We start from the raw sequence: 20190 nt of genomic DNA, 5'->3' as shown, positions 1-20190 counted from the left end.
GACATGATGGCCGACCTGCTGCGAAAGCGCCACAGGCCTGGTGTATCAACCCGTTGGGGAGTGTAAGCGTAGATGTCAACAGGACCTGCACGCCAGGCGATCAAGGGGATCGACACCTCCGGCGGTCGTCCCGTCGAGTACCGGTTCGCCCACGCGCGCAACGGCAACCGGCACCTCGTGGTCGTCTTCGCCAACATCTACGCCCCCGACGACTACGGCTGGGCCACGGGTGTGTTCGACAGCCTGCGGGCGAACATCCTCTGGATACGCGACCGATTCGAGGGCCAGAACACCTATTACCTGTGCCACGAGATGGACTTCGGTGTCGAGCGGTCCGTGATCGGGCTCATCTCACGGGTGATGACGTCGCTCGGGCTGACCCCGCAGGACGTCACCCTGTGGGGCAGCTCCAAGGGCGGCAGTGCGGCCCTGTACTTCGGTTTGCGGTACGGCTTCCGCAACATCGTCGCCAGCGTCCCGCAGCTGCGCATCGGGAGCTTCGTGCGCGAGGTCTACCCGGATGTCGGCCGGCACATGCTGGGCGACACCATGCCGGACGACAACGTCGCCGCCCTGGATGCGATCCTGCCCGACCTGCTCGCCGCCGGGGCGAACCCGGACGCCCATCTCTACCTGGTGTCCTCACCGCAGGACGAGCAGTACAGCACCCAGGTCGAACCGTTCCTGGGACTGTTGGAGCGCTACCCCAACTTCAACTTCCTCTTCAGCGAGTCACCCTTCATCACCGGCCACGGCAAGGTGACCCAGCGCAACACGCCGCCGCTGCTGGGGATCGCCTATCTGCTCGTCGAGGGGATCGCTCCCCGCCTGGGCGTCACCGGCCACGGGTACGAACAGCCCGAGGCCGACCGGACGGGTATCGAGATCTTCCTCAAGTCCACGTCCGTGGTGCAGAGTTCGTTCGCCGCGCCGGTCGTCACGGCCCCCGCCGCCCACGACCTGCTGCCCGCGGGCGCCGTGCGTTTGACGGGTTGGGCGCCCGGCGCGGTCCGCGTCAGCATCTGGGAGAACGGCAAGTACCTGGCCTCCGCTCCGGTCGGCGCAGACGGTGCCTGGGCCTGGGAACGGGATCAGCGGTGGGGCACGGGCGAGCACCGGGTGCGGCTCTTCGCCGTCGACGCCAGCGGCTACCAGTCCGAGCGCACCGACGTGCAGTTCACCGTCTCGGAGGACGTGATGCCCGCACCGAGCGGCCACGGGTCGGCGCTGGCACCGCTGGTGCGGACGCCGCGTGCGCACGACCAGGTGCGGGGTGACGCGGTCGGTTTCGCCGGCGTGGCCCCCGGGGCGGCCCAGGTGGGATTCCGGCTCAACGGCGCGCTGCTCGGGGCGAGCCCCGTCGGCCCGGACGGCGGCTGGGTCTGGGACGCCGGACGGACATGGCCGCACGGCCTCTACACGGTCGAAGTGTTCGCAGTGGACGAGACGGGCGCCGAGTCCCCGGCGGCGATCGTGCCCTTCACCGTCATGAACGCCCCGGTCGGCTCGAGCGCACCCGCCTACTGAGCGCGTGGTTGCGCCATCGCCCGTTTCCGACGCACAGCAGAGAGTGATACCGCACATGTCCACAGCACCCGCGAACGGGCGGCAGCTGCTCACGGGGATCGAGGCCTCGGGAGCCTTCCCCGTCCCGTACAGGTTCACCCACGCCAAGGGCGGAAACCGGCATCTGGTCGTGGTGTTCGCCAACTTCTCGGCCCCGCAGGACTACGGATGGTCGAACGGCGTTCTCGACAACGTGCGCGCCAACATCCTGTGGGTCCGTGACCGGTTCGACGGGATGAACAGCTACTACCTGTGCAAGGAAATGGACTTCTCGCTGGAGCAGTCCGTGGCCGCGCTGATCTTCAACGTGATGACCGCCCTGGAGCTGACGCCCGACGACGTCACCTTGTGGGGCGGCTCGAAGGGCGGCAGCGCGGCGCTGTACTTCGGCCTGCGCTACGGCTTCCGCAACATCGTGTCGATCGTGCCGCAGTTCCTGGTCGGGTCGTACGTGCAGCGGGTTCATCCGAAGGTGGCCCGGTTCATGCTGGGCGAGACGGTGCCGGAGGAGAACGTGCGGATCGTGGACGCGATCCTGCCCGACCTGGTGCGCTCGCAGGTCAACCGCACGGCGAACATCTACCTGCTGTCCTCGCCGCAGGACGAGCAGTACACCGAGCAGGTCGAGCCCTTCCTTGACCTGTTCCACGGCTACGACAACTTCAACTTCATCTACAGCGAGTCGCCGTTCATCACCGACCACACCCAGGTCACCCGGCGCAATGTGCCCGCGCTGCTGGGCCTGCTCAATCTCCTGGTCGACGGACTGCCGCCCCGACTGGGACATGTCCGCAACGGCTATGAGGAACCGGACCGCGATCGGACCCCCATAGGTTCGTATCTCAAGGCCACCGCCGTGGTCAGGGGGGCCGAATTCCCCCCGCCCGTCGTGACCGAGCCGGCTGCGCGCTCCGAGGTGGCGAGGAGCGCCGTACGGTTCAGCGGACTCGCTCCCGGCGCCGTGCGCGTGAGCATCTGGGAGCACGGCAGGTATCTGGGGCAGGCGGACGTGGCCCCCGACGGCACCTGGTCCTGGGAGCTGGGCAGGGCCTGGAGCAAGGGGCAGCACCCGGTGAAGGTGTACGGGATCGACCGGGTGGGCTACCAGTCGCAGCGGACCGAGGTGCAGTTCACGGCCGTCGACGGCCCGGTGCACGGCGCCGTGCCGGCCGGGCCCGCGGCGCACCCCATGGGCGGCGTCCTGGCGATGGCACCGATAACCGCTCCGGAAGGGGGAGGCGCACCCATGGTGTTCGCCCCCATGGCGCATGAGCAGCTGATGGACGCCCGGGTCCTCTTCGCCGGCTCCGCGCCGGGTGCGGTACAGGTGGGGTTCCGGGAGAGCGGCGTCCTGCTCGGTGCGGCTGCCGTGGGCCCGGACGGCATGTGGTCGTGGGACAGCGGCTGGGCCTGGAGCACCGGTACGCATGTCGTCGACGTCTTCGGCGTGGACGCCGCGGGCGTCGAGTCCTCGATCAGCCGCATCCCCTTCAGCACCGTGGGAGTGTCTTCCGGGGCCGGCTCGCCCGGTTACTGAGCGTCCGTCAGCAGTGGTCCAAGCCACCCTGAAGGCGGCCTGCGGCGCGATCACGGCACCGGCCGCGCCGGACCGCACCGGGGACGAGATGAAGCACACGAGAAAATGGCCCGGCGCCACGGAGGCGGTCGGGCCGGGCAGCGCCGGTGACGCCACCATGGTCGTCGGCGGCTCGCTGATGAACAAGCCCATGGACGACTGGGGCACTGTCCCGGTCGAGCGGAAGCTCGCCGACGCCGTGGTGATCGTCCCGAAGTCCTGACCGCGCCGCGGCCACGAAAAAGGGAGGGGCCCCCGCTTACCGCGGGGGCCCCTTCTCATTCGGGTGTCACGCCGGGACCGACGCCACGCCCGGAGCCAGGAACTTCTTGCCGTTCACGCGCTCCGAGACGCCCTCGCGGTCCAGGTACGGCGTGATGCCGCCCAGGTGGAAGGGCCAGCCGGCGCCGGTGATCAGGCACAGGTCGATGTCCTGGGCCTCGGCGACGACGCCCTCTTCGAGCATCAGGCCGATCTCCTGCGCCACCGCGTCCAGGACGCGGGCGCGGACCTGCTCCTCCGTCAGGACGGTGTCGCCCTGCTTCAGCAGCGCGGCGACCTCCGGGTCCAGCTCGGGCTTGCCGCTGTCGTAGACGTAGAAGCCGCGCTTGCCCGCCTCGACGACCGCCTTGAGGTTCGGGGAGACCTTGAAGCGGTCCGGGAAGGCGCCGTGCAGCGTCTCGGAGACGTGCAGGCCGATCGCCGGGCCCACCAGCTCCAGCAGGACCAGCGGGGACATCGGCAGGCCGAGCGGCTCGATCGCCTTCTCGGCGACCTCGACCGGGGTGCCCTCGTCGATGACGTTCTGGATCTCGCCCATGAAGCGGGTCAGGATGCGGTTCACGACGAACGCCGGGGCGTCCTTGGTGAGGACCGCGGTCTTCTTCAGCTTCTTGGCGACGGCGAAGGCCGTGGCCAGCGAGGCGTCGTCCGTCTGCTCGCCGCGCACGATCTCCAGCAGCGGCAGGATCGCGACCGGGTTGAAGAAGTGGAAGCCGACGACCCGCTCGGGGTTCTTCAGCTTCGACGCCATCTCCGACACCGACAGCGAGGAGGTGTTGGTCGCGAGGATCGCGTGCGCCGGGGCGACCGCCTCGACCTCCGCGAACACCTTCTGCTTGACGCCCATCTCCTCGAACACGGCCTCGATGATGAAGTCCGCGTCCGCGAAGCCCTCGGCCTTGTCCAGGACGCCGGTCACCAGCGCCTTGAGACGGTTGGCCTTGTCCTGGTTGATCCGGCCCTTGCCGAGCAGCTTGTCGATCTCGGCGTGGACGTAGCCCACACCCTTGTCGACGCGCTCCTGGTCGATGTCGGTCAGCACGACCGGCACCTCCAGGCGGCGCAGGAAGAGCAGGGCGAGCTGCGAGGCCATCAGACCCGCGCCCACCACGCCGACCTTCGTCACCGGGCGGGCCAGCGACTTGTCCGGCGCGCCGGCCGGGCGCTTGCCGCGCTTCTGCACCAGGTTGAAGGCGTAGATGCCGGAGCGCAGTTCGCCGCCCATGATGAGGTCGGCGAGCGCCTTGTCCTCGGCGTCGTAGCCCTGCTGCAGGTCGCCGTTCTTGGCGGCGGCGATGATGTCCAGGGCGCGGTAGGCGGCCGGGGCCGCGCCGTGCACCTTGGAGTCGGCGATGAACCGGCCCTTGGCGACGGCCTGGTCCCAGCCCTCACCGCGGTCGATGGCCGGGCGCTCGACGACGATCTCGCCCTTGAGGACGGACGCCGTCCAGATCAGCGACTGCTCCAGGAAGTCCGCGCCCTCGAACAGCGCGTCGGCGATGCCCAGCTCGTAGACCTGCCGGCCCTTGAGCTGCTTGTTCTGGTTGAGGCTGTTCTCGATGATCACCGTCACGGCCTTGTCGGCGCCGATCAGGTTCGGCAGCAGCGTGCAGCCGCCCCAGCCGGGCACCAGGCCGAGGAAGACCTCGGGCAGGGAGAACGCCGGCAGCGCCGCGGACACCGTGCGGTAGCTGCAGTGCAGGCCGACCTCGACGCCGCCGCCCATGGCCGCGCCGTTGTAGTACGCGAAGGTCGGGACCGCGAGGCCCGAGAGCCGCTTGAAGACGTCGTGGCCGCCCTTGCCGATGGCGTAGGCGTGGTCCCACTCCTTCAGCAGCTCGACGCCCTTGAGGTCGGCGCCGACGGCGAAGATGAACGGCTTGCCGGTGATGCCGACGCCGACGATCGCGCCCTCGGCCGCCTCCTTCTCGACCTGGTCGATGGCGGTGTTCAGGTTCGCCAGCGACTGGGGGCCGAAGGTGGTCGGCTTGGTGTGGTCGTGGCCGTTGTCCAGGGTGATCAGGGCGAAGCGGCCCGCACCCAGCGGCAGGTCGAAGTGGCGTACGTGCGCCTGCGTGACGACCTCGTCCGGGAACAGCTCGGCCGCGCCCTTCAGGAGTTCAGCGGTGGTGCTCACTTGTCGCCTCCGTCGAAGTGCGGGTTCTCCCAGATGACCGTCGCGCCCATGCCGAAGCCGACGCACATGGTGGTCAGGCCGTAGCGGACGTGCGGCTGCTCCTCGAACTGGCGGGCCAGCTGCGTCATCAGGCGGACGCCGGAGGAGGCCAGCGGGTGGCCGAACGCGATCGCGCCGCCGTACTGGTTGACGCGCGAGTCGTCGTCGGCGATGCCGTAGTGCTCGAGGAAGGCCAGCACCTGTACGGCGAAGGCCTCGTTGATCTCGAACAGGCCGATGTCCGAGATCGACAGGCCCGCCTTGGCGAGGGCCTTCTCGGTGGCCGGGATCGGGCCGTAGCCCATGACCTCCGGCTCCACGCCCGCGAAGGCGTAGGAGACCAGGCGCATCTTGACCGGCAGGCCGTGCTCGCGGGCGAAGTCCTCGCTCGCGATGACCGACGCGGTGGCACCGTCGTTCAGACCGGCCGCGTTGCCCGCGGTGACCCGGCCGTGCACACGGAACGGCGTCTTGAGGCCCTGGAGGTTCTCCAGCGTGGTGCCCGGGCGCATCGGCTCGTCGGCGGTGACCAGGCCCCAGCCGGTCTCGCCGGCCTCGGGGCTGGTCCGGCGCACCGAGATCGGCACCAGGTCGGCCTGGATCTTGCCGTTGGCGTATGCCTTGGCGGCCTTCTCCTGCGAACGCACCGCGTACTCGTCGGCGCGCAGCTTGGTGATCGACGGGTAGCGGTCGTGCAGGTTCTCCGCGGTCATGCCCATGAACAGGGCGGACTCGTCGACCAGCTTCTCGCTCACGAAGCGCGGGTTGGGGTCCACGCCCTCGCCCATCGGGTGACGGCCCATGTGCTCGACACCGCCGGCGATGGCGACGTCGTACGCGCCGAAGGCGACGGAGCCGGCGACCGAGGTGACGGCCGTCAGGGCACCGGCGCACATGCGGTCGATGGAGTAACCGGGGACGGACTGCGGCAGACCCGCGAGGATGCCGGCCGTGCGGCCGATGGTCAGGCCCTGGTCACCGATCTGCGTGGTCGCGGCGATGGCGACCTCGTCGATCTGGGCCGGGTCCAGGCCGGGGTTGCGGCGCAGCAGCTCCCGGATCGCCTTCACGACGAGGTCGTCGGCCCGGGTCTCGTGGTAGATGCCCTTCGGGCCCGCCTTGCCGAACGGGGTGCGGACGCCGTCGACGAAGACGACGTCCCTGACGGTACGAGGCACGATGGCTCTCCTCCAGGGTGCGGGGTGGCACTGCTGCGGCACGCATGCACTGAGCGCGCGCTCAGCCCCATGCTACTTATGAGTAACGTAGCTGCCCAGTCCCCACGACGGGAGCGGCGAAGGTCACACCGACGGCGGCGGTCGGGTCCGGCGACCTTGGCCGGATCCGGACGGCACATTTCGCAGTGCCGGGCAGGAACACGCCCGGCAAGGGGCGCGGGGAGCTGCGCGACCAGCCACAGCGCACCCGCGGCCGCGAGACGACCGAAACCTCGGCGGCTACGCCGACAACGCCTCCACCAGAACCGGCGTCACCAGCTCCACCTGCCACGCCCGAGCCCCGTACCCGGCCAGCGCCGCGGCCACGGCATCCGCGGACACGGCCTTCGGCGGCTCCCAGCAGACCCGCCGCACCGTATCCGGAGTGATCAGATTCTCCTGGGGCAGATTCAGCCGCTCGGCCAGCGCCGAGACCCCGGCCTTCGCGGCGGACAGCCGCGCCGCGGCCGCCGGGTCCTTCTCCGCCCACGCCCGCGGCGGCGGCGGCCCGGTCACCGGCTGCCCCTGCTGCGGCAGCTCCGCCTCCGGCAGGGCCTTCGCCCGGTCGACGGCCGCCTGCCACTGCTCGAGCTGGCGCCGCCCCACCCGGTGCCCGAACCCGCCGAGCGCGGCGAGCGCGTGCACGTTGGACGGCAGCGCCAGGGCCGCCTCGACGATGGCCGCGTCGGACAGCACCTTGCCGGGCGAGACGTCCCGGCGCTGTGCGATCCGGTCCCGCATCTGCCACAGCTCGCGCACCACGGCCAGCTGCCGGCGGCGGCGGACCTTGTGCATGCCGGACGTGCGCCGCCACGGGTCCTTGCGCGGCTCGGCCGGTGGGGCGGAGGCGATCGCGTCGAACTCCTGGCGGGCCCACTCCAGCTTGCCCTGGCGTTCCAGCTCCTTCTCCAGCGCGTCGCGCAGGTCGACCAGCAGCTCGACGTCGAGGGCGGCGTAGCGCAGCCACGGCTCGGGCAGCGGGCGGGTGGACCAGTCGACGGCGGAGTGGCCCTTCTCCAGGCTGAAGCCGAGGACGTTCTCGACCATCGCGCCGAGGCCGACGCGCGGGAAACCGGCGAGCCGGCCGGCGAGCTCGGTGTCGAACAGCCGCTCCGGCACCATGCCTATCTCGCGCAGGCAGGGCAGGTCCTGGGTGGCGGCGTGCAGCACCCACTCCGTGTCGGCCAGCACCTCGCCGAGATCCGACAGGTCGCCGCAGGCCACGGGGTCGATCAGGGCCGTCCCCGCGCCCTCGCGGCGCAGCTGGACCAGGTAGGCGCGCTGGCCGTAGCGGTAGCCGGAGGCGCGCTCGGCGTCGACGGCGACGGGTCCGGAGCCGGCCGCGAAGGCCGCGACCACCTCGGCGAGCGCCGCCTGGTCCGCGACGACGGGCGGAATGCCCTCGCGGGGCTCCAGCAACGGGATCGGCGCCTCCGTAGCAGAAGATCCGCCGTCGTCCGGAGGGGCGCCTCCGGTGGTTCGCAGTGAAGTGTCTGCTGCGGTGTCGTGGGCGTCGGTCACCTGTCAAGGGTATCCATGTGTGGACGGCGCCCGTCGACGGAACGTTCCGTCGACGGGTGCCGAAGGGTCGTAAACCGGTCAGTCGGCTGTCATGCCGGGTTCACGATCCCCTGGTGACGGGTCCGGGAGCGGCGGGCGATCCCGTTCACGCCAGTGAACGATCGGTACGGCGGGCAGTGGGCGATCGGTGCGGCGGGAGCGGTGCATGATCGGTTCGGTGGGTGCGGGGTCGGTGATCGCGGGGTCGGTGGCGTTGCGGGTCAGTGGATGATGCCGGTGCGCAGGGCCACGGCGACCATCCCGGCGCGGTCGCCGGTGCCCAGCTTGCGGGCGATGCGGGCGAGGTGGCTCTTGACGGTCAGTGCGGACAGGCCCATGGACACGCCGATGGCCTTGTTCGACTGGCCCTCCGCCACCAGCCGCAGTACCTCCACCTCGCGGCCGGACAGCTCGCGGTAGCCGCCCGGGTGGCTCGGGGCACCCGGGGGGCGGCGGTGGAGGCGGGCGGCGGCCGCGCCGATGGGGGCGGCACCGGGCCGGGTGGGGAGCCCGACGGCGGTGCGGGTGCCGGTGACGACATAGCCCTTGACTCCGCCCGCGAGGGCGTTGCGCACGGCGCCGATGTCGTCCGCGGCGGACAGGGCGAGCCCGTTGGGCCAGCCCGCGGCGCGGGTCTCGGACAGCAGGGTGAGGCCGGAGCCGTCCGGCAGATGGACGTCGGCGACGCAGATGTCTCTGGGGTTGCCGACGCGGGGACGGGCCTCCGCGATGGACGATGCCTCGATGACGTCGCGCACACCGAGCGCCCACAGATGGCGGGTGACGGTGGAGCGGACGCGGGGATCGGCGACGACGACCATGGCGGTTGGCTTGTTCGGGCGGTAGGCGACCAGGCTTGAGGGCTGCTCGAGGAGAACGGACACCAGGCCTCCTGAGGGGCGGGACGGCTTTCAAGGTCACAGTCGTCTTCGGCAGCGAAGCCCGGGCCCTTTAGAGAAAGATCACGATTTAGTGAGTAACAATCTGTGCAATTCGGACATGCGGTCGATCGTTCGGTGAACGAATCGGTTCGTTCGAGTGGCGCTCGTGACTGAAAGTGGCCGTATCGACAAAGTGACGGTCAAGCCGCCGCCACAAACCCGTTCCGTGGGTGAAACCGTGGGAGCGGCCGGGTCACCGGCCGTGGAAGCGCGGACTCAGCGCGACTGCGGATCGCGCCGCTGCGGCAGCGTGACCACCGAGGCGTCGCCCGGACCGGCCGGCGGCAGACCCCCGACCTGGGCCAGCAGATCGCACCAGGCGGCCAGATGCGCCGCCGTGTCCGGCACCCCGCCCAGCCCCTCCCGGGGCGTCCAGGACGCGCGGATCTCGATCTGCGACGCCGGCGGGCGGTCCGACAGCCCCCCGAAGTAGTGGGAGCCCGCCCGCGTGACGGTGCCGCTCGGCTCGCCGCAGGCCAGTCCGCGCGCCGTCAGCGCCCCGGTCAGCCACGACCAGCACACCTCGGGCAGCAGCGGGTCGGCGGCCATCTCCGGCTCCAGTTCCGCGCGCACCAGCGTCACCAGCCGGAACGTGCCCCGCCAGGCGTCGTGCCCGGCCGGATCGTGCAGCAGCACCAGCCGCCCGTCGGCCAGGTCCTGCTCGTCGTCGACCACCGCGGCCTCCAGCGCGTACGCGTACGGCGCGAGCCGCTGCGGGGCAGGGGTCGGCTCGATCTCCACCTGGGGGCGCAGCCGCGCGGTGCGCAGCGCGTCGACGGCGGCCCGGAAGGGCAGCGGAACCGCTGTGCCCCCTCGTGCCTCCCCCGTGTCCCTCGCGTCGTCCATTCCGTCAGCGCCGTCCGACAGTCGTCCCTGAGCCGCAGCCATGCGGGGAAGAGTAAGGGGAAGCGGGCCGTCGCGCAGGGCAAGACACCCCCCGTCGGCCGACCCGGTTGCCGGGCGGGTGCGGGCGGCGGGCCTGGTGCGCCGTGCGAGACTTGCCGTCGTGAGTGCCAACGGAAGCCCCTCGGGCAAGCAGCCGACAGCGACGTACGACAGCGCCTTCCTGAGGGCGTGCAGGCGCGAGCCCGTGCCGCACACGCCGGTGTGGTTCATGCGGCAGGCCGGGCGCTCCCTGCCGGAGTACCGCAAGGTGCGCGAGGGCGTCGGCATGCTCGACTCCTGCATGCGGCCCGACCTGGTCACCGAGATCACCCTGCAGCCGGTGCGCCGGCACGGTGTGGACGCCGCGATCTTCTTCAGCGACATCGTCGTGCCCCTGAAGGCCATCGGCGTCGACCTGGACATCAAGCCCGGCGTCGGCCCGGTGGTGCAGCACCCGATCCGCACCCGCGCCGACCTCGCGCAGCTGCGCGACCTCACCCCCGAGGACGTCCCCTACGTCACCGAGGCCATCGGGCTGCTCACGGCCGAGCTCGGCGCGACCCCGCTGATCGGCTTCGCGGGCGCCCCGTTCACTCTGGCGAGCTACCTCGTCGAGGGCGGGCCGTCGCGCACGTACGAGAACGCCAAGGCGATGATGTACGGCGACCCCGAGCTGTGGGCCGACCTGCTGGACCGGCTCGCGGAGGTCACGTCCGCCTTCCTCAAGGTGCAGATCGAGGCCGGCGCCTCCGCCGTGCAGCTCTTCGACTCCTGGGCCGGCGCCCTCGCCCCCGTGGACTACCGCCGCTCGGTGCTGCCCGCCTCCGCCAAGGTCTTCCGTGCCGTCGAGTCCTACGGCGTGCCGCGTATCCACTTCGGTGTCGGCACCGGTGAGCTGCTGGGCCTGATGGGCGAGGCCGGCGCGGACGTCGTCGGTGTCGACTGGCGCGTCCCGCTCGACGAGGCAGCCCGCCGCGTCGGCCCCGGCAAGGCGCTCCAGGGCAACCTCGACCCGACGGTCCTGTTCGCCTCGCGGGCCGCCGTCGAGGCCAAGACCCGCGAGGTGCTGGACTCGGCCGCCTCCCTGGAGGGCCACGTGTTCAACCTCGGCCACGGCGTCATGCCGTCCACCGATCCCGACGCCCTGACCCGGCTCGTGGAGTACGTCCACACGCAGACCGCCCACTGACCGACGGGCACTCACCACGTCTGACGGGGCCGCGCGTTCCTGCCGAACAGCAGGCCGCGCGGCTCCGGCGGTGGTGGGGTGCCCGGACGCAGCGGCAGGGCGATGAGCATGCCCGCCAGGAAGCCGACGACGTGCGCCGCGTACGCCACGGTGCCGGCCGCCGAGATGCCCTCGCCCGCGGAGTACACCGCCTGGAGCACGAACCAGAAGCCCAGCACCAGCCAGGCGGGCAGCCGCAGCGGCAGGAAGATCAGGAACGGCACGAGCACCCACACCCGCGCCTTCGGATACAGCACCAGGTACGCGCCGAGCACGCCCGCGATGGCCCCGGACGCGCCGATCAGCGGGTCGCCGGAACCGGCGTTGAGGACGGCGAAGCCGTAGCCGGCGGCGTAGCCGCAGACGACGTAGAAGAGCGCGAAGCGCACGTGCCCCATGCGGTCCTCGACGTTGTTGCCGAAGATCAGCAGGAACAGCATGTTGCCCAGCAGATGCAGCCAGCTGCCGTGCAGGAACATCGCCGTGAACACGCTCAGCGCGGGCGACTTGTCGTAGTGCGCAGGAGCGATCACGCAGCCCGGACCGTGCGGGCCGATGCCCACGTCCCCGGTGGGCACCAGGTGCGGCATCTGGTGGTGGATCAGCTCGCGCGGCACGGCCGCCCAGTGATCCAGGAACGCGTGCAGGTGGCACAGCTGTGCCTGGCTGCTCTCACCCGCCACGGACCCGGCGAGGCCGGGCGTGAACAGGAACACGAGGACGTTGGCGGCGATCAGCGCGTATGTCACCCAGGGGGTGCTGCGCACGGGGTTCACGTCATGGACGGGGATGACCACGAGACACTACTGCCCGCGCAGCGGCGGGCGAACCGGTGAACGTGCGCGGTCCGTGGCGCGTATGTCTGCTCAACCGCTCGCGGCGCGGGGAAGGCGCGCCGCGGGGCCGACGAGGGGACAGCAGATGAACGACCGAGTGACTCCCGCGATGCACGCGCTGCCCGACGGCGAGGCCGAACTCGCCGTGGTGCTCCGGCTGCCGTGGGAGGACGTCGCCCGGCTGGGCCAGGAGGCGGGGCGGCTGGCCGCCCAGGCGCAGCGGCCGGTGACCCTGGACGAGGCGGTGAGCCACCGGCTGCGCTCCCGCCCGGTCGCCGCGCACGCGAAACCGGCCGGGGAGCAGCCGACCGCGGCGGTGTCGGCGCTGCCGAGGATCAGCGGGACGGCGTAGGGGCCGTAAGGGCGGGCGTGGCCGGCTGCGAAGGCCCTGCGGGCGGGTCGGAGGCGACCGCCGGTGGGCGGGGTCGGCGACGGCGGCCCGTGGGCGGGATCGGCTGGAGGGCGTGGCGGGCGGGATCGGCTGGAGGGCGGATCAACCGGAGGGCGTGGTGGACCGCACCTTCGCCGCCGCCTTGCGCGCCGCCACCAGCACCGGGTCCCACACCGGGGAGAAGGGGGGTGCGTAGCCGAGGTCCAGCGCCGTCATCTGCTCCACCGTCAGACCGGCCGTGAGGGCCACCGCCGCGATGTCCACCCGTTTGGCGGCGCCCTCGCGGCCGACGATCTGCACCCCGAGCAGACGGCCCGTGCGGCGCTCGGCGAGCATCTTCACCGTCATGGGGGAGGCGCCCGGGTAGTAGCCCGCACGGCTCGTCGACTCGATCGTCACCGTCTCGAACTGCAGGCCGACCCTGCGGGCGTCCTTCTCCCGCAGCCCGGTCCGTGCGATCTCCAGATCGCACACCTTGCTGACCGCCGTACCGACCACACCGGGGAAGGTGGCGTAGCCACCGCCCACGTTGGTGCCGATGACCTGCCCGTGCTTGTTGGCGTGGGTGCCGAGCGCGATGTGCCGTTCCTGCCCGGAGACCAGGTCGAGCACCTCGACGCAGTCGCCGCCGGCCCAGATGTTCCCGTGCCCGCGCACGCGCATCGACAGGTCGGTCAGCAGACCGCCGTGCCGGCCCAGCGGGAGGCCCGCCGCGCGCGCCAGCGCCGTCTCGGGGCGTACGCCGATGCCGAGCACCACCACGTCCGCCGGGAACTCGCCGGTCTCCGTGGCCACCGCCCGCACCCGGCCGTCGTCCCCGGTGAGCACCTTGGTGACCTCGGTGTCGTCGACCATGGTGATGCCCAGGCCCACCATCGCCTCGTGCACCAGAGCGCCCATGTCCGCATCGAGCGTCGACATCGGCTCGCTGCCCCGGTTGACGACGGTCACCTGGTACCCGCGGTTGATCAGCGCCTCGGCCATCTCCACGCCGATGTACCCGGCGCCGACGACCACCGCGCGCCGCCCACGCGTGCGTGCCAGCGTGTCGAGCAGCGCCTGCCCGTCGTCGAGGGTCTGCACGCCGTGCACCCCCGGCGCGTCCACCCCCGGCATCTGCGGCCGGATCGGCCGCGCCCCGGTCGCGATCACGAGCTTGTCGTACGACGTCCACGACTCGGCCCCCGAGTCCACGTCACGCGCGCGTACCCGCTGCCCGGCCACGTCGATCTCCACGACCTCGGTCCGCATGCGCAGATCGATGCCGCGCGCCCGGTGTTCCTCGGGGGTGCGGGCGATCAGCTCGTCCCGCTCGGCGACGTCACCGCCGACCCAGTACGGGATGCCGCACGCCGAGTAGGAGGTGAAGTGGCCGCGTTCGAACGCCACGATCTCCAGCTCGTCGGGCCCCTTGAGCCGACGGCCCTGCGACGCCGCGGACATCCCCGCGGCGTCGCCGCCGATCACCACCAGTCGTTCCCGCGCACCCCGTGCCGCACCAGTCATGGTCATGCGAACACGCTAGACGCGGACGGCATTTCAGTCCTGCCCGCGGCTCCTGAACCGGGGCCGCACCAGCCGCAGCCACGCCGCCAGGAGCAGCGCCGCCACCGCGAGGAAGGGCAGTGCCGCGCCCAGCGCCACCGCGATCCAGCGCAGCATCGTCACGAACGCGCCCCAGCCGCCTGCCAGCGCGTCCACGAAGCCCGCCGAGTCGTCGTCGCCGTCGGCCTTCCGCACCGGCTTCCCGTGCAGCGACAGCGTGATCGTCGCCAGGCTCGTGCGGTCCTTCAGCGACGCCTGCCGGGCCAGCAGCGCCTCCAGGTCGGCCTCGCGGTGGCTCAGCTCGCCCTCCAGCTCCACCACGTCGCTGAGCTTCGCCGCCCGGTCCATCAGTTCGCGCACCCGCGCCACGCTGGCCCGCTGCGACCGGATCCGGCTCTCCACGTCGACGACCTGGTCCGTGACGTCCTGCGCCTTGGACTCGCGTGCCATCAGCCGGCCCGCGCCCTGGAGCGCGGCGAGCACCGTGTCGTACTTCTCCACGGGCACCCGCAGCACCACGCGCGTCTGCTCGCCGCCGTCCTCGTCCCGGGTGGTCGTCTCGTCGCCGACGTAACCGCCGGCGTCCTCCGCGGCGGCCCGCGCGCCGTCCAGCGCCTTGGGCACATCCTTGACCTGCACGGTCAGCGTGGCCGTCCGGATGATCCGGTCCGCGGTGAGCCGCGGCGGCGCGGTGGCCTTACGGGCGTCGCCCGCAGCGCTGCCGGCGTCACCGCCGGCGCTGTCCGCGGCCTGCGCCGGACCCGCGGCGTCCTGCGGCCCGGCGGTGGCCTCGGCGGGCCCGGCGGCGCCGGTGTCGCTCTTCGCGCCGCCGCCCGCGTCGGCGGCGGCACCGCAGCCGGTGAGGGCGACGGCGGCGGCCAGCAGCAGGCCGGCCAGGACGGGAACGGGCCCTCGTACGGAGTGTCGTGAGCGCATCAGAGTCGAACCCCCGGGTGATGGACAACTGCAACGCTCCTTCGACGCCGCAGCGGGGTGTGGCGTCGGCGATCGGCGGTTCCGATGCGGTCACGGTCCGGACTCGGCCCGGACACCGGCGTTGTCGGTGCCGTTTGAGAGAGTGGGGAACATGAGCGCAACGGGTACACAGCACGTCGTCGTCATCGGGGCCGGGATCGCCGGGCTGGCCGCAGCCCACCGGCTGCTCGACCGCGGCGCCCGCGTGACCGTCCTGGAGGCCTCCGACCGGGTCGGCGGCAAGCTGCTGCCCGGCGAGATCGCCGGCGTCCGCGTCGACCTCGGCGCCGAGTCGATGCTCGCCCGCCGCCCCGAGGCGGTGGGCCTGGCCCGCGAGGTCGGTCTCGCCGACCGCCTCCAGCCCCCGTCCACCGCGACGGCGTCGATCTGGACCCGCGGCGCCCTGCGCCCCATGCCCAAGGGCCACGTCATGGGCGTCCCCGGCACCGCCTCCGCCCTCGCGGGCGTCCTGTCCGACGAGGGCCTGGCCCGCATCGAGCGGGACGCCGAGCTGCCGCGCACCGAGGTCGGCGACGACGTCGCGGTGGGGGAGTACGTGGCGGCGCGCCTCGGCCGCGAGGTCGTCGACCGCCTCGTCGAGCCCCTGCTCGGCGGGGTCTACGCGGGCGACGCCTACCGCATCTCCCTGCGCTCGGCCGTCCCCCAGCTCTACCAGGCCGCGCGGACCCACACCTCACTCACCGAGGCCGTCCGCGAGATCCAGGCCAAGGCCGCCGCGAACCAGCAGACCGGGCCCGTCTTCATGGGCATCGCGGGCGGCATCGGCTCCCTGCCGCTCGCCGTCGCCGACGCCGTACGGGCGCGCGGCGGCGAGATCACCACCGGCACACCCGCGACGGAGCTGCGCCGCGAGCCCGGCGGGACCTGGCGCGTCACGGCCGGCGAGCGGACCCTGCACGTGGACGCCGTGGTCCTCGCGCTCCCCGCACCCGCCGCCGCCCGTCTGCTGGCCGCCGAGTCCCCGCAGGCCGCCGCCGAGCTGCGCACGATCGCGTACGCCTCCATGGCTCTGATCACCCTCGCCTACCGGCGCGCCGAGACCCGGCTGCCCGACGGCAGCGGCTTCCTCGTCCCGCCGGTCGACGGCCGCACGATCAAGGCGTCCACCTTCGCCTCGAACAAGTGGGGCTGGATCGCCGACGAGGACCCCGACGTGATCGTGCTGCGCACCTCGGTCGGCCGGCACGGCGAGACGGAGATCCTCCGGCGCGACGACGCCGAGCTGGTCGAGGTCTCCCGGCAGGACCTCAAGGAGGCCACCGGGCTCGACGCCACCCCGCTCGCCACCCGTGTCACCCGCTGGGACGACGGCCTGCCCCAGTACCCCGTCGGCCACCACGCGCGCGTGGCCCGCATCCGCGAGCACGTCTCCCGCCTGCCCGGCCTCGCGGTGTGCGGCGCGCAGTACGACGGCGTCGGCATCCCGGCCTGCATCGCGAGCGCGTACGCGGCCGTCGACCAGCTCCGCGGCGATCTTCGGGGTGTGGAGGAGCTCACCGCCCACCCGGTGCAGAGCCTGCACGGCGGAGCGGGAGAATAGGGTCATGAGTGACGACGCCCCCACCACTGCCCCTGACCGGATTCCGAACAAGGGCAAGCTGGCCAAGGACCTCAACGAGGTCATCCGCTACACGCTGTGGTCCGTCTTCAAGCTGAAGGACGTGCTCCCCGAGGACCGCGCCGGCTACGCCGAAGAGGTCCAGGAGCTGTTCGACCAGCTCGCCGCGAAGGACGTGACGATCCGCGGCACGTACGACGTGTCCGGCCTGCGCGCCGACGCCGACCTCATGATCTGGTGGCACGCCGAGACCAGCGACCAGCTCCAGGAGGCGTACAACCTCTTCCGCCGCACCAGGCTGGGCCGCGCCCTCGAGCCGGTGTGGTCGAACATGGCGCTGCACCGCCCTGCCGAGTTCAACCGCGCCCACATCCCGGCGTTCCTCGCCGACGAGACGCCCCGCAACTACGTGAGCGTCTACCCGTTCGTCCGCTCCTACGACTGGTACCTGCTGCCGGACGAGGACCGCCGCCGCATGCTCGCCGACCACGGCAAGATGGCCCGGGGCTACCCGGACGTGCGCGCCAACACGGTCGCCTCGTTCTCCCTGGGCGACTACGAGTGGATCCTCGCCTTCGAGGCCGACGAGCTGTACCGCATCGTCGACCTCATGCGCCACCTGCGCGCCTCGGAGGCCCGCAGGCACGTCCGCGAGGAAGTCCCGTTCTTCACGGGCCGCCGCAAGGACATCAGCGAACTGATCGCGGGCCTCGCGTAGGACGGCCGCTTCTCACGCCGGTGTGAACCGCGCCCCCGAAGGGGGCGCGGGGACCGGCGCGACCGGCCGCGGACCACCCGCACCCGGCGTCAACGAGCCACCGTGGGTTCCGGCTCCGCATGCGGCGCGCACGACGCACGCCGCGCCGGAAGCCGCCCCTCGAGCAGATACGCCTCCAGATACCCGTTGACGCACCGGTTGGGCCCACCCGCAACCCCGTGCGTCCCCGCGTCCCGCTCCGTCACCAGCACCGCCCCGGACAACCGCCGCTGCAACTCCAGCGCCCCCTCATAAGGCGCCGCCGCATCCCGCTCAGCGGCCAGAATCAGAACGGGCGGCAGCTCACCGGGTCCGGTCCGCACATCGACCACCCTCTGACGCGGCGCGAGCCAGTACGCACAGGGCAGGTTCGCCCACACGTTGTCCCACGTCTCGAACGGCGCCACCCGCGCCAGCCGCGTGTTGTCCCGGTCCCAGACACGGAAGTCCGTCGGCCAAGGCGCGTCGTTGCACTCCACGGCCGTGTAGACGGCGCTCGCGTTCTCCGCCTCGGCCGCCGCCTGACCGATCGGCGCCGCCTGCTCGATCAGCGGCTTGGCGTCACCCCTCAGATACGCCGACAGCGCGTGCGCCCGCTGCGGCCAGTAGTCGTCGAAGTACCCGGCCTGCAGGAACGCGTCCTGCAGCTGCGCCGGGCCGACCTTGCCGCCGGCCGGTTTCACGGCCAGCCGGGCCAGCGCCCGTTCGTAGCTCGCGAGCACCTTCTCGGGCGTGTCGCCCAGCTTGTAGACGTCGTCGTGCCGGGCGATCCATTCCCTCAGGTCCGCCCAGCGGCCCTCGAACGCCGCCGACTGGGCGAGGTTGTTGCGGTACCAGATCTTCGCCGGGTCGGGATCCACCGCCGAGTCGAACACCATCCGCAGTACGTGCGAGGGGAACAGCGTCGCGTACAGCGCGCCGAAGTAGGTGCCGTACGAGGCGCCCAGGAACGTCAGCCGGTCCTCGCCCAGCGCGGCGCGGATGACGTCGAGGTCGCGGGCGTTGTTCAGGGAGGTGTAGTGCGCCAGCGCGTTTCCGGCCCGCTGCGCGCACCCGCGCGCGTAGGCCTTCGCCTGCGTGATCCGCTGCTGCTTGTACGCGGCGGAGGGGTACGTCGGCGCCTGCGACGGAGCCTTGAGGAAGTGCCCCGGGTCCTGGCAGGACAGGGGCGCGGAGCGGCCCACCCCCCGGGGGGAGTAGCCGATCAGGTCGTAGGCGGCGCCGATGCGCTTCCACTGCGGGGTGAGGCCGACCAGCGGGAAGTACAGCCCGTCGCCGCCGGGGCCGCCCGGGTTGTAGACCAGGGAGCCCTGGCGGGGCACGCGCCGCTTGCTGTTTCGCGGGTCGCGGTGGGTGGCCTGCACGCGGCTGACGGCGAGTTTGATCTGCAGGCCCTCGGGGTGGGCGTAGTCGAGGGGGACCGTCACGGTGCCGCACTGCATGCTCCCCGGCATGTCGGACGCGTCGGAGCAGGCGCCGAAGTCGATGCCGCGCGCGGCGGCCCGGGCAGCCGCCACCCTCACTCCGCGCATCTCGGCGGCGCGTTCCGCCTGCGCGGCCACCGCGCCCCGCGTGTCGGCGGCCCGGGCGGTGGTTCCAGTGGGGCCGGGCGGCACGGCCGGGGGCACGCCCGGCGCGCTGCCGGCCGGGGCGGCGGCCAGGGCGGTCAGCAGGAGCGACCCGGCGGCCGAGCAGAGGGCGGCGGCTCTCATGGCGTATCCCTTTCGTGCGCGTCTGCAACACAAGGGATGTTCGTCCGCGGAGCGGTGAAGGCAAGCACCGCCCGCGGGTGTCGGCGCCAATGCCCCCAGTGCGCCCCCTAGAGGGCGTGCGAGCCGGTCCGGTCGCGGTGGGCGAACGCGGCGCGCAGGTCCGGTTCGCCGACGGCGCGGACGCCGCGTACGGCGACGCGGATCAGGTATCTCAGGTCGTCCCCGGCGTCGGTCTTCCGGGCCAGGGCGCTCAGCAGCCGTTGTCCCGCCGGTGAGGCCCAGCGGGAGTAGGGGTGCGCCTCGACCCGGGCCAGGAGCAGGCAGCCGAGGGCCAGGGCGAGGGGCAGCCCGAACCACATCGCGACCAGGGCGCGCGGCACGCCCGTCGGCCCCGGCGTCAGCAGCGCGATCGCACCCAGGGCCGTGACGGCCAGCGCGGCCAGCCGCACCCGGCGCACTCCTGCCGCGACCGTCGTGCGCGCCCCGTCCGGTACGGCCAGACCCGCCCGCACGAGCCGGTCGGCCAGGTGGCGCACCGCGCCGGCGGCGGACGCGGCGGCCCGTACCGGCGCGATCCTCGACTGGCCCTCGGGCCCTATGGCCCCTATCACCGACCGCTCCATCTCGTCCCGCCCGCGCGGATCGACGACCGTCGCCCACCCGGTGTGCGCGAGCAGCAGCCGGCGCTGGCGGGCCATCGACACAAGGGTGAGTTCGGCGACCCGCTCGGGGCCGCCGGAGAGGAACGCGGCCTCGTACAGCGTCAGATCGTGTCCGGGTACCCCGGTCGCCTCCTGCGCCTCGTCGGCGGCCGCGCGGACGGCGGCCAGGCACAGACGGGTGCACGCCAGGGCGGTGACGATCCAGGCGAGCAGCAGCAAGAGGACCCAGAACATGCCGCGTTTCTATGCCACGGGCTCCGCGGTCCGCCATGGGCTGTTCACCATACGGACACAGAGTTGTG

Annotated in this window: 17 protein-coding genes; 7 read left to right on the top strand and 10 right to left on the bottom strand. The window is 72.3% G+C overall.

The window, feature by feature from the left end; genetic code table 11:
* Window positions 1–72: 72 nt before the first annotated feature.
* Genes ACF1GV_RS31855 through ACF1GV_RS31845 form a run of 3 tightly spaced genes read left to right on the top strand, consistent with a single transcriptional unit; the run spans window position 73 to window position 3365 of the window.
* Complete coding sequence (locus ACF1GV_RS31855; protein ID WP_391687599.1) at window positions 73–1527, top strand: hypothetical protein; 1455 nt, start codon at window positions 73–75, stop codon at window positions 1525–1527.
* 55 nt (window positions 1528–1582) lie between these two features.
* Window positions 1583–3103, top strand: a complete 1521-nt coding sequence (locus ACF1GV_RS31850; RefSeq protein WP_391687596.1) for a hypothetical protein — start codon at window positions 1583–1585, stop codon at window positions 3101–3103.
* 13 nt (window positions 3104–3116) lie between these two features.
* Entirely contained in the window at window positions 3117–3365 is a 249-nt protein-coding gene (locus ACF1GV_RS31845) for a hypothetical protein (RefSeq protein ID WP_391687593.1), read from the top strand.
* A 66-nt stretch (window positions 3366–3431) separates the two neighbouring features.
* Here the strand turns inward: ACF1GV_RS31845 and ACF1GV_RS31840 are convergent, their stop codons facing one another.
* From ACF1GV_RS31840 to ACF1GV_RS31820, 5 genes are all read right to left on the bottom strand, one after another.
* Window positions 3432–5561, bottom strand: coding sequence for a 3-hydroxyacyl-CoA dehydrogenase NAD-binding domain-containing protein (locus ACF1GV_RS31840; protein WP_391687591.1), 2130 nt, complete (start codon window positions 5559–5561; stop codon window positions 3432–3434).
* Complete coding sequence (locus ACF1GV_RS31835; RefSeq protein WP_391687588.1) at window positions 5558–6778, bottom strand: thiolase family protein; 1221 nt, start codon at window positions 6776–6778, stop codon at window positions 5558–5560. The genes ACF1GV_RS31840 and ACF1GV_RS31835 overlap by 4 nt, the downstream gene beginning before the upstream one ends.
* Window positions 6779–7057: 279 nt before the next feature.
* Window positions 7058–8338: a ribonuclease D gene (locus ACF1GV_RS31830; RefSeq protein ID WP_391687585.1), complete on the bottom strand. Its 1281-nt coding sequence runs from the start codon at window positions 8336–8338 to the stop codon at window positions 7058–7060.
* 260 nt (window positions 8339–8598) lie between these two features.
* Window positions 8599–9261 carry a response regulator transcription factor gene (locus ACF1GV_RS31825; RefSeq protein ID WP_361624703.1) on the bottom strand — a complete coding sequence of 221 codons (663 nt, stop codon included), beginning with the start codon at window positions 9259–9261 and terminating at the stop codon, window positions 8599–8601.
* 273 nt (window positions 9262–9534) lie between these two features.
* Window positions 9535–10206 carry a DUF3000 domain-containing protein gene (locus ACF1GV_RS31820; protein WP_391687582.1) on the bottom strand — a complete coding sequence of 224 codons (672 nt, stop codon included), beginning with the start codon at window positions 10204–10206 and terminating at the stop codon, window positions 9535–9537.
* A gap of 118 nt (window positions 10207–10324) precedes the next feature.
* Here ACF1GV_RS31820 and hemE point away from each other — a divergent pair, with 118 nt between their 5' ends.
* Window positions 10325–11392 (top strand): uroporphyrinogen decarboxylase, encoded by a 1068-nt coding sequence (hemE, locus tag ACF1GV_RS31815; RefSeq protein WP_391687579.1) that lies wholly within the window; start codon window positions 10325–10327, stop codon window positions 11390–11392.
* A gap of 11 nt (window positions 11393–11403) precedes the next feature.
* Here the strand turns inward: hemE and ACF1GV_RS31810 are convergent, their stop codons facing one another.
* A complete protein-coding gene (locus tag ACF1GV_RS31810; RefSeq protein WP_391687576.1) occupies window positions 11404–12228 on the bottom strand; it encodes a rhomboid family intramembrane serine protease in 825 nt (274 codons plus the stop codon).
* Between the two features lie 124 nt (window positions 12229–12352).
* Here ACF1GV_RS31810 and ACF1GV_RS31805 point away from each other — a divergent pair, with 124 nt between their 5' ends.
* Window positions 12353–12619 carry a hypothetical protein gene (locus ACF1GV_RS31805; RefSeq protein ID WP_391687572.1) on the top strand — a complete coding sequence of 89 codons (267 nt, stop codon included), beginning with the start codon at window positions 12353–12355 and terminating at the stop codon, window positions 12617–12619.
* A 141-nt stretch (window positions 12620–12760) separates the two neighbouring features.
* Here the strand turns inward: ACF1GV_RS31805 and ACF1GV_RS31800 are convergent, their stop codons facing one another.
* Together ACF1GV_RS31800 and ACF1GV_RS31795 are read right to left on the bottom strand one after the other, a co-directional pair.
* The gene (locus ACF1GV_RS31800) at window positions 12761–14164 is read right to left on the bottom strand and encodes an FAD-dependent oxidoreductase (protein WP_391688018.1); all 1404 of its coding nucleotides are present in this window, start codon (window positions 14162–14164) and stop codon (window positions 12761–12763) included.
* 33 nt (window positions 14165–14197) lie between these two features.
* Window positions 14198–15139, bottom strand: coding sequence for a DUF4349 domain-containing protein (locus ACF1GV_RS31795; protein ID WP_391687569.1), 942 nt, complete (start codon window positions 15137–15139; stop codon window positions 14198–14200).
* A gap of 151 nt (window positions 15140–15290) precedes the next feature.
* Here ACF1GV_RS31795 and hemG point away from each other — a divergent pair, with 151 nt between their 5' ends.
* A complete protein-coding gene (gene hemG / locus ACF1GV_RS31790) occupies window positions 15291–16739 on the top strand; it encodes a protoporphyrinogen oxidase (RefSeq protein WP_391687566.1) in 1449 nt (482 codons plus the stop codon).
* Between the two features lie 4 nt (window positions 16740–16743).
* Window positions 16744–17475 (top strand): hydrogen peroxide-dependent heme synthase, encoded by a 732-nt coding sequence (gene hemQ / locus ACF1GV_RS31785; RefSeq protein WP_391687563.1) that lies wholly within the window; start codon window positions 16744–16746, stop codon window positions 17473–17475.
* An 89-nt stretch (window positions 17476–17564) separates the two neighbouring features.
* Here the strand turns inward: hemQ and ACF1GV_RS31780 are convergent, their stop codons facing one another.
* A complete protein-coding gene (locus ACF1GV_RS31780) occupies window positions 17565–19226 on the bottom strand; it encodes an alpha/beta hydrolase (RefSeq protein ID WP_391687559.1) in 1662 nt (553 codons plus the stop codon).
* A 107-nt stretch (window positions 19227–19333) separates the two neighbouring features.
* On the bottom strand, window positions 19334–20122 hold the full coding sequence (locus tag ACF1GV_RS31775) for a TIGR04222 domain-containing membrane protein (RefSeq protein ID WP_391687556.1): 789 nt from the start codon (window positions 20120–20122) through the stop codon (window positions 19334–19336).
* Between the last annotated feature and the right edge of the window lie 68 nt (window positions 20123–20190).

The sequence above is a fragment of the Streptomyces sp. NPDC014006 genome, from assembly GCF_043088925.1.
Lineage (GTDB): Bacteria > Actinomycetota > Actinomycetes > Streptomycetales > Streptomycetaceae > Streptomyces.
Note: the sequence above shows the minus strand (reverse complement) of the source record. Positions and strands in the feature narration are given on the sequence as shown.

What these genes read in the sequence shown, in the direction of transcription:
- ACF1GV_RS31855 (WP_391687599.1), top strand. Translation starts at nt 73, where the DNA reads ATGTCAACAGGACCTGCACGCCAGGCGATCAAGGGGATCGACACCTCC.
- ACF1GV_RS31850 (WP_391687596.1), top strand. Translation starts at nt 1,583, where the DNA reads ATGTCCACAGCACCCGCGAACGGGCGGCAGCTGCTCACGGGGATCGAG.
- ACF1GV_RS31820 (WP_391687582.1), bottom strand. Translation starts at nt 10,206, where the DNA reads ATGGCTGCGGCTCAGGGACGACTGTCGGACGGCGCTGACGGAATGGAC.
- ACF1GV_RS31805 (WP_391687572.1), top strand. Translation starts at nt 12,353, where the DNA reads ATGAACGACCGAGTGACTCCCGCGATGCACGCGCTGCCCGACGGCGAG.
- ACF1GV_RS31800 (WP_391688018.1), bottom strand. Translation starts at nt 14,164, where the DNA reads ATGACTGGTGCGGCACGGGGTGCGCGGGAACGACTGGTGGTGATCGGC.
- ACF1GV_RS31795 (WP_391687569.1), bottom strand. Translation starts at nt 15,139, where the DNA reads ATGCGCTCACGACACTCCGTACGAGGGCCCGTTCCCGTCCTGGCCGGC.
- hemG (WP_391687566.1), top strand. Translation starts at nt 15,291, where the DNA reads ATGAGCGCAACGGGTACACAGCACGTCGTCGTCATCGGGGCCGGGATC.
- hemQ (WP_391687563.1), top strand. Translation starts at nt 16,744, where the DNA reads ATGAGTGACGACGCCCCCACCACTGCCCCTGACCGGATTCCGAACAAG.
- ACF1GV_RS31780 (WP_391687559.1), bottom strand. Translation starts at nt 19,226, where the DNA reads ATGAGAGCCGCCGCCCTCTGCTCGGCCGCCGGGTCGCTCCTGCTGACC.
- ACF1GV_RS31775 (WP_391687556.1), bottom strand. Translation starts at nt 20,122, where the DNA reads ATGTTCTGGGTCCTCTTGCTGCTGCTCGCCTGGATCGTCACCGCCCTG.